The sequence below is a fragment of the Pseudomonas sp. HD57-3 genome (assembly GCF_056113135.1).
The window spans coordinates 191,415-203,563 of sequence record NZ_CM148568.1 but is presented as its reverse complement, the minus strand read 5'-3'; the positions used below and the strand labels follow the sequence as shown (position 1 = coordinate 203,563).

Here is a 12,149-nt window from a genome sequence, read left to right as displayed (position 1 = left end):
CACCCATTAATGAAATCTCCTACATTACTCAAGGCTAGGTAATTAAAGGCTTTGAGCGTAATCTTGAATTCGCAAAAAAATCCGCGATTCTGGAGGTTTGATGAGTGCTGAATCTGTCTTGGGAAACCATTGGCTCGATCCACTCATGCCCGTATTTCCCTGCGAAATATTGCAACTGGCCGAGCAAGTGCCCTTTCAGGCGGGAAAACTCAGCGCCATGGTTTCTCCCCCCATGCTGCAACGCGTCGGCGGTCTTCTGCGTGTCACCAGCAGTTTTTACAGCAACCTGATAGAAGGCCAGTTCACGGAGCCAGTGACGCTTGCCCCGACAGCTCCAAAACGTCACCGCAAAGAGCTCACAGAGCTGGCTATGACGCACATCGGTACACAGCAGGCATTTGAACGAGCGCTGGCAGTACACAAGAACCTGCCATGGGAAACCCTGTTCAGTCCCGCATTTGTTGCACGTCTGCACAAGCGTCTGTTTCTCGGGGCTGGCGACGAGCAACTGAGTCTGAGTGATGGAAGCCAATTGGTGCCTGGCCAGTTGCGCGATGTGGCGGGTCAGGAAGTGCTTGTCGGCAATCACGCGGCACCCTCCTGCCAATCTGTATCGCCCATGCTTAAGCGAATGCAGCAGGTATACGGTCGTTTGCCGGACGCACGGAGTCGACTGCTTGCCGTCATGGCTTATCACCATCGATTGGCCTGGGTGCATCCTTTCGTTGACGGAAATGGACGGACAGTCAGACTGGTGACGCATCTCCAGTTGCAGAAACTCGGGCTGGTTTCGCCGCTCTGGTCTTTATCCCGCGGGCTTGCTCGACAGCAGGCGTCCTATTACGCCCGGCTGGCCAACGCCGACAAGCCGCGTCGTGGAAATCTGGATGGTCGTGGGCAACTGACGCAGGCCGGTTTGTTCGAGTTTGTCGGGTTCATGCTGGAAACCTGTCTCGACCAGATGCGTTACACAGAGCAGGCGTTGAACATCTCCAATATGCGCGAAAGGTTGCAAACCATTTTTGCTTGGGACGAGCGGATCAAACGGGCGGGTATCAAGCTGGAAACCGCACGTGCATTGCATGTTCTTCTGACGCAAGGCACGTTGAGCCGCGCGGATTTCAAAATCTTCACGGGATTGTCCGATCGAGTGGCAACGGATCAATTGAGAAGTCTCGTACAACTGGGTCTGGTTGAGAGTGCGACGCCCAAGGCACGTGATCTCTATCCGGGTTTGCCGATCTGGTTTGCTCAACTGTTATTCCCTGACTTGCATCAGCGGATGAACGCCGCGGTTTAGGAGTGGAAAAGTGGATCGCTTCCAGGAAATGCAGGTTTTCGCCATCGTCGCCCAGGAGCAGGGCTTCTCCGCTGCCGCGCGGCGCCTGGGTTTGTCGGCGGCCAGCGTGACCCGGGCGGTAGCAGCGTTGGAGCAGCGGATCGGTACGCAGTTGTTGATCCGTACCACCCGCAGCGTGCATTTGAGCGAAGCGGGTCTGCGTTATCTGGAAGACTGTCGGAGAATTCTCGCCGAGGTGCAGGAAGCGGAGGATTCCGCTGCCGGCAGTCATACCCAGCCCCGTGGGCAGTTGACGGTGACGGCGCCGGTTTTATTCGGTGAACAATTCGTCACGCCGGTGATGGCGCGTTATCTGACGCAATACCCGGACGTTTCCATCAATGCCCTGTTGCTCGACCGGGTGGTGAACATGGTCGAGGAGGGCATCGACGTCGCGGTGCGTATCGGCGAGTTGCCGGACAGCAATCAGCATGCGATCCGGGTCGGTGAGGTACGACGGGTGATTTGCGGCTCGCCGGAATACTTCGCGGCCCATGGTCGGCCTGCCCATCCACAGGCCTTGGCCGGGGCGCCGGTGGTTGCGACATCGGCCATCGGCCAGCAGCGCAGTTGGCCATTCATGGAACACGGTGAACTGATTGGCGTAAAACCGGAGCCGCGTCTGGTGGTCACGGCCAATCAGGCTGCAATCACGGCGGCGTCGCTGGGCCTGGGGCTGACCCGGGTGCTGTCTTATCAGGTGGCCAGCAAGGTGGCTTGCGGCGAGCTGGAAATCGTTCTCGCCGAGTTCGAACTGCCTGCGCTGCCGATCCATGTGGTGTATCAGGGCGGGCGCAAGGCGCCAGCGCGGGTGCGCAGTTTTGTCGATTTCATGGTGAACGCATTGCGTGAACATCCAGCGCTAAAAAATGCGGCTTTATTTCATCCAATGAAATAATGGATTGCGTTTGCTGGTGATTCTGTTGTTTTAGCGATAGGTGGAAGATGGCTGCCACGGCCGCCGTCCATCCTGAACGGCGCATTCGTTCAGCGGAGTCGACCATGCAAGCGATCAAACTCTACAACTTCCCGCGTTCCGGCCACGCCCATCGCGTCGAACTGATGCTGTCCCTGCTGCAATTGCCGACCGAGCTGGTGTTTGTCGATCTCGCCAAAGGCGAGCACAAACAGCCCGGCTACCTGGCCATCAACAGCTTCGGGCAAGTGCCGGCCATCGATGACAACGGCGTGGTGCTGGCCGACTCCAACGCAATCCTTGTCTACCTGGCCCAGAAATACGGTAACGGCCGCTGGTTGCCGACCGATCCGGTCGGCGCCGCGCACGTACAGCGCTGGTTGTCGGCCGCCGCCGGGCCGATTGCTTTCGGGCCCGCCGCCGCACGCCTGATCACGGTGTTCGGGGCGAAGTTCAACGCCGAAGAAGTCATCACCCGTGCGCACAACTTTCTCAAGGTGATGGATGCGGAACTGGGCAAAACCCCGTACCTGACTGGCACTGAGCCCACCATCGCCGATGTCTCGGCCTACAGTTACATCGCCCATGCGCCGGAAGGCAATGTGTCGCTGGACGACTACGCTAACGTTCGCGCCTGGCTGGCGCGTATCGAAGCGTTGCCCGGTTTTGTCGGCATGCCGCGCACTGTCGCCGGTCTGCAAACCACCGCCTGACATTGATAATCCACACTGCGCCGACGGTGCAGGGGAGAGGCCGAGATGGAACGTTCACCGTGGCACGCAGGCGAGCAACAGTTGCAGGCCCATGTCGGCGTTGCCGAACGCATGGCGGAATTCGGGCGTAAGGTGATTCGCACCTGGATGCCGGATCAGCACCGTCAGTTCTATCAGCAATTGCCCTTCATGCTGTTCGGCGCGGTGGATGCCGAGGGCCGTCCATGGGCCAGCCTGCTGGAGGGCGAACCGGGTTTCGCCCACTCTCCCGAGCCGACGCAACTGCAGTTCGCCGGTCTGCCGGCTGCCGATGATCCGGCGCAGTTGCAGGCCGGTGCCGCGATCGGATTGCTTGGCATCGAGCTGCATACTCGCCGACGCAATCGGCTCAATGGCCATATTGTCAGCCTTGATGCGGACGGTTTTGCGCTGACGGTGGATCAGTCGTTCGGTAACTGCCCACAGTACATTCAGCTGCGCCAGTTTCAGCGGGTGCCGCTGACGGATCCGCAGACTCGCAAGGCCGAACACCGTGACAGCCTCGATGACGCCGCCATCGCGATGATCGAGAGCGCCGACACTTTCTTCGTCGCCAGTTACGTCGATGTCGACGGCGAACGTTCGGTGGATGTTTCCCACCGTGGCGGTCAGCCCGGTTTTGTACGGATCGAAGGCAATCGCCTGACGATTCCGGATTTTGCCGGCAACCTACACTTCAATACCCTCGGCAATCTGCTCCTCAATCCCTTGGCCGGGTTGCTGTTTATCGACTTTTCCACAGGCGACGTGTTGCAGCTCAGTGGCCGCACCGAGGTCATTCTCGAGGCGCCGCAGATCGAAGCCTTCCAGGGCGCCGAGCGGTTGTGGACATTTGAAGTGGAGAAACTGGTTCGACGTCCGGCGGCACTGGCTCTGCGTTGGCGCTTCGACGGTATGTCGCCCACCAGCCTGCTGACCGGCACCTGGGCCCAGGCCGATGCTCGGTTGCAGGCGCAAGCGCTGGGCGATGCCTGGCGTCCGATGCGCGTGACACGGATTGATAAGGAAAGTCGCCACATCCGCTCGATTTATCTGGAGCCGGACGATGGCGCGGGTCTTCCGGTGTTTCTGGCCGGGCAGCATCTGCCGCTGCGGTTCAACCTCGATGGCGAGATGCACATCCGCACTTACAGCCTGTCGGGCGCGCCGTCGGATGATTTCTTCCGGATCAGCGTGAAACGCGAAGGGCGGGTATCGACGCACCTTCATGAGGAGATTAGCGTCGGTGATGTGCTGGAGGCGCGATCGCCCCAGGGGCATTTCACCGTGGCCGCGCTGGAGCGCAAGCCATTGGTGCTGCTCGCCGCCGGAGTTGGCATCACGCCGTTGCTGTCGATGTTGCGTGAGGTGGTGTATCAGGGGCTGCGGACACGGCGGATTCGTCCGACATTGTTTGTTCAGAGTTCCCGCAGCCTTGCCGACCAGCCGTTTCGCGCGGAGCTGGATCGATTGCTGGAGGATGCCGGTGACGCCGTGAAGGTGTTGCGAGTGCTCAGCCAGCCAGAGGACGATCTGGTGCAAGGCGAGGATTTCGATATTCGTGGCCGTATCGATGGTGATCTATTGCGCAATCTGCTGACCGACGAGGACTTCGATCAGGTCGACTTCGTACTCTGTGGCCCCGGCGGTTTTACCCAGGGTATCTACGACATTTTGCGCGAACTGGATGTGCGGGACGGGCAAATACACGCGGAAACCTTTGGCCCTTCGACCCTCAAGCGCCAACCCGATCCGGATGCGATCGTGATCGAGCAATTGCCCGCCGCGACCACGTCGGTGCCGGTTGTGTTCGAGCGTTCGGCCAAGGAAGCGCGCTGGCAGCCCGATGGTGGCAGTTTGCTGGAGCTGGCGGAAAGTCGCGGCTTGCGTCCGGAATTCAGTTGTCGCGGGGGTTCGTGCGGCACCTGCAGGACGCGGCTGATCAGCGGCGCGGTGAATTATCCACAGCCTCCGGCCGAAGTGCCGGAGGAAGGGCAGGTGCTGATTTGCTGCGCGGTGCCGGCGCAGAGTGCCCAGCCGCTGGTGCTGGATCTGTAACGGATCAGGCGTAGGACAACGCCTTTTCTTCCAGCAGCTCCTGATACAGCTCGGTCCACTTGCGGCCCATTTCATCGGCTGTGAATAACTGCCGATAGCGGGCCTCAGCCTTGAGGCCCATTTCGGCAGCGCGGGCCGGGTTTTCCCACAGGGTGCGCATGGCTTCGCGAAACGCCTGTGGATGACTCGGTGGCACCACCAGTCCGGTTTCGTTGTGGATGTTGATGTAGCTGGTGCCGGTGCCGATCTCGCTGGAGATCATCGGTTTGCCGTACATCGCGCCTTCGAGTAGCGAAATGCCGAACGCTTCCGAGCGCAGGTGCGACGGGAAGACGATGGCGTAGCTCAGTTGCAGCAGGGCGACCTTGTCTTCGTCGCTCAAGCGGCCGAGGAAATGAATGTTGCGCAGGCCCAGCGCAGCGGCCTGGGCGTGCAGTTCCTGCTCCAGCGGGCCGGCGCCGACGATCACCACCGGATAGTCCACGTCCTTCAATGCATCGAGCAGAATGTGCAGGCCCTTGTAATAGCGCATCACTCCGACAAACAGGAAAAACTTATCCCCAAGCTGCTGACGCCAACGGTTCATGCGTTCGACGTCGGGCTGTGGATAACCGGCCTTGTTCAAGCCATAGGGTATGACGCGGGTCTTGTCCTGGAATTGCTGCAACACATCGCTGGTGTGCAGGTAGTTCGGCGAGGCCGCGACAATCCGGTCGGCACTGGCGAGGAAGCGGTTCATCAGCGGGCGATAGAGTTTGAGCAGGTGCTTCTGGCGAATGATGTCCGAGTGGTACGTCACCACCGTCGGTTTGTTCACGCCGCTGGCGAAATGCACCAGATCCATGAACGGCCACGGGAAGTGATAGTTGATCACGTCGGCTTCGGCGGCCAGTTCGCGAAACTGTTTGAACACGCTCCAGGAAAAACCCGTGGAGGCGAACTGGATATCCAGTTTTGCCCGATGCACTTCGTGCTGGCCGAGGCGCACCACGGCTGGGTCGGGATTGGCGCTGAGGGTCAGCACCTGGCCGTCGATGCCGTGCTGGGCACCACTCTCGCAGAGTTGAAAGATGACTTGCTCGATACCGCCGACCGAGTCAGGCAGGTACGTTTTGAAAAAATGCAGAACTCGCATTCAACCTCCCATGGCCTGGTGGTAGGCGCCGGCCGTGGCCTGCGCGCAACGCTTCCAGGAAAAAAGCCGTGCCTGCTGCAATCCGGCTTCCCGGCATGCCTGCCAGTGCGCTTGATCATCGATCAGTCGGCTCATCGCATCACGCAAGCCGTCTGGATCGTCAGCTTCAATATAGTTGCCGGCGTCCCCCGCCACTTCCGGCATGGCCGAAGAGCGGGTGAGTACCACCGGTGTGCCGCTGGCCATCGCTTCCAGCACCGGCAGGCCGAAACCTTCATACAGCGACGGAAAAATCAGCGCCCGGGCGCCGGCCAGCAATTGCGCGACTTGCTCATCGGGCAAGTAGCCGAGCAGGCACACGTGCCCGCAAGCCAGCGCTTGCTGCAATTCTTCACTGAATTGGTCGCGCTGCCAGCCGGCCATGCCGACGATCAACAGCGGGAAACGCTGGCGCACCAGGTCTGGCAACAGCGCGTGGGCGCGTAGGGCCAGATTCAGGTTCTTGCGCGGCTCCAGGGTGCCGACGCAGAGGAAATACTCCCGGAACTCGACCGCGTGGGCCTTGAGCACCGCTTCGATCTCCTGCGGCTCGCGCGGATGGAAACGCTCGGCGACCCCCAGCGGCGCGACCACGAATCGCTCGGCGGGCAGTCCGAAATAGTCCCGGGCTTCGTCAGCGATGGCTTGCGAGTCGGTCAGAATGATCCGCGCCTGGCGTACACCGTCAGCGAGCCGTCGCTCGATTTCCCGCAGCCTCGCGGGCGGCTGGGTCTCGGGGAAATGCAGGTGCGTGAGATCGTGCAGGGTAATCACGGTCGGGCCGTTGAAGGCCAGCGGCCACAGACTCGGTTCGTGATACAGATCGACCGGTTGCGCAGGGCCCTGATCGAAGCGTTTCTGTTCCAGCCAGCGGCGCGCCTGATAGGCGCCCGGGATCTGCCGCAGCAATGGCGTCAGGCGCGAATAACCGGGCATCGCCGCTTCCGGCAGTTGCGAGCTCCAGCCCCAGCCGTGGAACAGCGCCACTTCGATATCGGTTTCAGCGTGCAAGGCATTCACCAGTTCGGCCACGTAATGGCCGATGCCGGTGCGCGGTGCCTGGAGGATTCGGGCATTAAGGGCTATGCGCATGTTGCCTCGCTGGCACCTGAGGCGCCTCCAGCACATGACGCGCGGTACGCTCGGCCAGTTGCGCGCTGGCTTCACGCCAGCCGATCCATTTCCAGTCGCTGACATCGCGGGCGGCGGGGAATCGTCCGCTGCGCTCAAAGGTCTGCACCAGATCGGCGAGGCTTTGCGGCGATTGCAGATCGAAATACGCCATGAATTCACCGCCAATCTCGCGGAACACCGGGATGTCGCTGCCCATCGCCGGTAGCCCGCGTTGCATGGCTTCCACCAGCGGCAGGCCGAAACCTTCGACGAACGACGGAAACACCAGTGCGCTGGCATGGGCGTAGGCGTGCTCGAGGCTGGTGTCGCTCAAGTCGTTGAACATGAACAGGCGCCGGTTCAGCTCGGGATGATGGCGAATCCGGGCGAGCAGCGCGTCGCACTTCCAGCCAATGCGCCCGGCAATGCACAACCGGGCTTTCGAGCCGTTTGCCCACGCATGGTCGAAGGCATCCAGCAGATAGTCGTGGTTCTTGCGCGGCTCGATGGTGCTGACCATCAGGAACACCGGCTCTGGCGTGGCGAACAGCTGTTGCAGACGCGGTTCGACGGCGGCTTCGACGCTTTGCAGATCCAGCTCCGAACCGAGGTGAAAGTAGTCGAACCAGCGTTTGCCGACTTGTGCCGAACCAAAGCGACGTTGCAGTTCTGCATGCACCTGATCGCGCACCGTGGCGGAAATCGCCATGAAGCCGTCGGCATTGCGGGCGATCCAGTCGAACCACTCGCTGTACACCTCGACCAGCCGCGTGTCGTAGAACTGCGGGTGGGACAGGGGAATCAGGTCGTAGATCACCGCAACGATGCCCAGGCCTTCGTGCTTGAGGCGCTCGGCATGAAGGAAAAAGTCCGAATGCCAGGACGAATCCAGCAGCACCAGTTGATCGCCCGGCTGGTATTGCAGGGGCTCGCAGCGTTGAGGCAATTGATAGTGATTGACCTGCCCGACCAGCCGCAACGGTACTCCGAATGCACCGAACGAGGTCAGGCGATAGCCGACGTACAACAGGCGTCTTGCCAGTTTTGTGCGGCAACGCGTGTCCAGCCGCTGATGCAGTTGCCAGAAGCGATGGGCCAGCCGTTCCAGGCGTTCGCCAAACGTGACGATGGCATTGAACAGCGGCGAATCCAGCGGCGCCAGACGCTTCACACGGTATAGCTGGCCCTTGAGCAGAACCACCGGTACGCATTCGACCCCTTCAGCACTTGGCGGAAGCTGTTTGATGACATTGCGCACCACCCGCTGAATCCCCGAATTGACCTTCGGGTGTTTGAACACGTGGGTGCATTCGACCAACAGGCGGGTCATGGCGCACGCTCCGCGAGGCTGTCCGCATGGCGGGTGATCGAGGTGCTGGCGCCCAGCCAGGAACAGCCGACGAAATCTTCCCGGCGGTTGTTGATCACGTGGAACACCAGGCCGTAGTCACGCCATTCGAAGTTGCGGTCCAGGTGCGAATCCAGCCGCGACAGGCTCAGGGCGATTGAATAGTTGCCCTTGCCCAGGCCCATGACGAAAGCGAAGCGATAGGTGATGCGCTCGCCCGCACGCAGGTCTTCCAGCGCCTGATTCTGGCGGTGGGTGTTGATGCCATACATGGCCTGGCCCAGGCGATCCTTGATCATGAAGCCGAGCACCAGCCGTTCGATGTCCTGACGAATTTCCACCTCGACTTCCAGCGTCACCGGCTGACCGACTTCGGCGGCTTCGATCGAACGTTCGCGTTCATCGAGCAGGCGCACGCTGAGGATCCCGGCCTCGCCGGTGCCGGACACGGTGCGCACCTGGCCGCCGTCAAGCAGCTCCTGGCGCACGGTCTGGCCTTCGCGTTCGGCGAGCAGGGCGTTGTAGTAATCCATCACCGCTTCGGGCTTGTCGTGCATGACCATGTGGCCGCCTTCGAGCAAGATCGCCGAGTCGCAGATCGACTGGATCGCCGAGCGGTCATGGGAAACGATCAGCAACGTAGTGCCGGCTTTGCGGAAGCTGCGGATGCGATCGAAACTCTTGTGCTGAAAGTAGGCGTCGCCCACCGACAGCGCTTCGTCGACGATCAGAATGTCGGGGCGGCGCGCGGTGGCAACGCTGAAGGCCAGGCGCATCTGCATGCCGCTGGAATAGGTGCGCACCGGGTGATCGATGGCCTCGCCGATTTCCGCAAAGCGTTCGATGTCGGGCATCAGTGCTTCGATGTCTTCGACCTGCATGCCCAGCAGTTGCCCGGCCATCACCGCATTCTGTCGACCGGTGAAGTCCGGGTGAAAACCCATGCCCAGTTCCAGCAGCGCCGCGACCCGGCCCTCGAGCTGGATCTGGCCGCAGGTGGGTTGAGTGGTGCCGGTGATCATTTTCAGCAGGGTGCTTTTGCCGGCGCCGTTGACCCCGACAATGCCCACCGCTTCACCGGGGGCGATTTCGAAATTCACGTCCTGCAGCACCCAGTGCTGGCGATGACGCATGGGCGAAAACGGAATCAGCCATTCGGCCAGACGGCTCCAGCGAGTGGGGTACTGCTTGTAGGCCTTGCCCAGGCCGGTGACGCGTATGTGCCCCATCAGAGTTCATCCACCATTTCGCCGACCCGCCGGCGGAACAGGCGCAGGCCGACCGCGCACAACAGCAGGCCGATCACGAAGATCGGCAGCAACGAACTCCACACCGGCCACTGACCGTAGAGAAACAGGTTCTGGTAACTGCCGATCAGGTTGGTCAGCGGATTGAGCTGCAACAGGCGCTGCACCCACTCGGGCAGGATGCTCAGCGGGTACACGATCGGCGTCAGCCAGAACCAGAATTGCAGGCAGATGGCGAACAATTGCCCGACATCGCGAAAAAACACGTTGAGCACGCCGAGGATCATCCCCAGCCCGGCGCAGAACAGCACTTGCAGCGCCAGCAGCGGCGCCAGTGCCAACAGGGCCATGCCCGGCCAGCGTCCGGTGATCAACAGAAAGCCGAGGAACAGACCGATGATGATCGCGAAGTTGATGCCGGCATTGAGCAGCACGATCACCGGCAGACACAGGCGCGGGAAGCTGATTTTCTTCAGCAGGTTGGCGTTTTCCAGAAACATGTTCTGGCTACGCAGGGTGATTTCCGAGAACAGGCCCCAGGTCAGCAGCCCGGCGCACAGGTAGACGCTGTAGGCCATGCCGTCGTCCACACCGGGCAGACGGGCGCGCATGATGTGGGAAAAGATCACCGTGTACACGATGATCATCGACAGCGGGTTGAGTACCGTCCACAGCGCGCCGAACAGCGAATTGCGATACCGCGCTTGAAACTCCCGCTTGACGCTACCGAGGATGAAACCCCGGTAGTCGTGCAGCGAGCGGTACAGGGAAAGCAGCATTCACACCGTCCTGCCGTATTGGTCTTCGAAGCGGACGATGTCGTCCTCTCCCAGGTATTCGCCACTTTGCACTTCGATGATCACCAGGTCGATCACGCCGGGGTTCTCCAGACGGTGCTTGTGACCGGCGGCAATGAACGTTGATTCGTTCTTCGCCACCAGCGTCGTGCCGCTGCCGTTGTTGGTGACCTTGGCCATGCCTTCGACCACCACCCAGTGTTCATTGCGGTGATGGTGCATCTGCAACGACAGCTTGCCGCCGGGTTTGACCACGATGCGTTTGATCTTGAAGCGCGGGCCTTCCTCGAGCACGGTGTAGGTGCCCCACGGACGGCTGACCGTACGATGCAGGCGATAGGCTTCGTGGGATTTGTCCTTGAGCTGCTTGGCCACCCGCCGCACATCCTGCGCACGGTCGGCATGGGCCACCAGCACGGCGTCGGCGGTGTCGATGACGATCAGGTCTTCCACACCCACAGCGGCCACCAGCCGGCCTTCGCTTTGAACAAAGTTGTTGCGGCTGTCGATGAAGATCGCTTCGCCGCTCGCACGGTTGTTATCCGCGTCGGCCGGCACCAGCGCGGCGACTGCGCCCCACGAACCGATGTCGCTCCAGTCGAAACCGGCGGGCACCACCACGACTTTCTCCGAACGCTCCATCAACGCGTAGTCGATGGAGATGTCGGTGATCTCGGCGAACAGCTGCGGCGACAGTTCCTGTTGCAGGTAACCCGTGGTTTCCAGCGGTTCGCTGGCGGCCATGCAGGCGCGGGTCTGCTCCAGCAGCTCGGGGGCGTGCAGCGCCAGCTCGGCGATCACCGTTGCGGTGGAGAAACAGAACATCCCCGAGTTCCACAGGAAGTTACCGCTTTCCAGGTAATGGGTGGCGGTTTGCAGATCGGGTTTTTCCACGAAACGCTGCACTTTGGCCGCGCCTCTGGCATCCAGCGGCGCTCCTGTTTCTATGTAGCCGAAGCCGGTTTCCGGGGTAGTCGGCACTACGCCGAAGGTCACCAGATAACCGTCCTTCGCCAGATTGACCGCGTGTTCGACCGCGCTCTTTAGGGCGTCTTCATTGACGATCAGATGGTCGGCGGGCATTACCACCATGATCGCTGCATCACCGTGCAGGGCTTGCAGCGACAGTGCTGCCGCCGCGATGGCCGGCGCGGTGTTGCGTCCGGTGGGCTCGAGCAGGAAGTGCCCGCGATGCCGGGACAGGCGCGCGGCCTGGTAGTGATCCTTGCTCTGGAAGTAGTACTCGCGGTTAGTCACCGTGACGATGTCGCCCCAGCCGTCCAGCAGCGCGGCGGCGCGGCGGTAGGTCTTGCCCAGCAGCGACTGGCCGTCGGGCAGGGTCATGAACGGCTTCGGGTGGCCCTCGCGGGACACCGGCCACAAACGGGTGCCGGCACCGCCGGACAGAATCACGGGGATCAGCATG

Annotated in this window: 10 protein-coding genes; 4 read left to right on the top strand and 6 right to left on the bottom strand. The window is 61.3% G+C overall.

Going from position 1 to position 12,149, the window contains the following annotated elements; genetic code table 11:
• Positions 1-100: 100 nt before the first annotated feature.
• The 4 genes from AC0R79_RS00925 to AC0R79_RS00910 all read left to right on the top strand — a co-directional run bounded on the left by AC0R79_RS00925 (position 101) and on the right by AC0R79_RS00910 (position 5,044).
• The gene (locus AC0R79_RS00925; RefSeq protein ID WP_474732809.1) at positions 101-1,300 is read left to right on the top strand and encodes a Fic family protein; all 1,200 of its coding nucleotides are present in this window, start codon (positions 101-103) and stop codon (positions 1,298-1,300) included.
• Between the two features lie 10 nt (positions 1,301-1,310).
• Positions 1,311-2,237 carry a LysR family transcriptional regulator gene (locus AC0R79_RS00920; protein ID WP_474732807.1) on the top strand — a complete coding sequence of 309 codons (927 nt, stop codon included), beginning with the start codon at positions 1,311-1,313 and terminating at the stop codon, positions 2,235-2,237.
• Between the two features lie 104 nt (positions 2,238-2,341).
• The gene (locus tag AC0R79_RS00915; protein ID WP_007954174.1) at positions 2,342-2,968 is read left to right on the top strand and encodes a glutathione S-transferase family protein; all 627 of its coding nucleotides are present in this window, start codon (positions 2,342-2,344) and stop codon (positions 2,966-2,968) included.
• Between the two features lie 45 nt (positions 2,969-3,013).
• Positions 3,014-5,044, top strand: coding sequence for a 2Fe-2S iron-sulfur cluster-binding protein (locus tag AC0R79_RS00910; protein ID WP_127800780.1), 2,031 nt, complete (start codon positions 3,014-3,016; stop codon positions 5,042-5,044).
• A gap of 4 nt (positions 5,045-5,048) precedes the next feature.
• On the opposite strand, the gene AC0R79_RS00905 is transcribed toward AC0R79_RS00910, so the two are convergent.
• The 6 genes from AC0R79_RS00905 to AC0R79_RS00880 are packed head-to-tail and all read right to left on the bottom strand — an operon-like array spanning position 5,049 to position 12,148.
• Positions 5,049-6,179, bottom strand: a complete 1,131-nt coding sequence (locus tag AC0R79_RS00905; RefSeq protein ID WP_474732804.1) for a glycosyltransferase family 4 protein — start codon at positions 6,177-6,179, stop codon at positions 5,049-5,051.
• Complete coding sequence (locus tag AC0R79_RS00900) at positions 6,180-7,310, bottom strand: glycosyltransferase family 4 protein (RefSeq protein ID WP_474732802.1); 1,131 nt, start codon at positions 7,308-7,310, stop codon at positions 6,180-6,182.
• Positions 7,294-8,661, bottom strand: coding sequence for a glycosyltransferase family 4 protein (locus AC0R79_RS00895; protein WP_474732800.1), 1,368 nt, complete (start codon positions 8,659-8,661; stop codon positions 7,294-7,296). Before AC0R79_RS00895 ends, AC0R79_RS00900 begins: the two co-directional genes overlap by 17 nt.
• Positions 8,658-9,908, bottom strand: coding sequence for an ABC transporter ATP-binding protein (locus tag AC0R79_RS00890; protein ID WP_007954179.1), 1,251 nt, complete (start codon positions 9,906-9,908; stop codon positions 8,658-8,660). The genes AC0R79_RS00895 and AC0R79_RS00890 overlap by 4 nt, the downstream gene beginning before the upstream one ends.
• On the bottom strand, positions 9,908-10,705 hold the full coding sequence (locus AC0R79_RS00885; RefSeq protein WP_085686105.1) for an ABC transporter permease: 798 nt from the start codon (positions 10,703-10,705) through the stop codon (positions 9,908-9,910). The genes AC0R79_RS00890 and AC0R79_RS00885 overlap by 1 nt, the downstream gene beginning before the upstream one ends.
• Positions 10,706-12,148, bottom strand: coding sequence for a mannose-1-phosphate guanylyltransferase/mannose-6-phosphate isomerase (locus tag AC0R79_RS00880; protein ID WP_474732797.1), 1,443 nt, complete (start codon positions 12,146-12,148; stop codon positions 10,706-10,708).
• Position 12,149 lies beyond the last annotated feature (1 nt).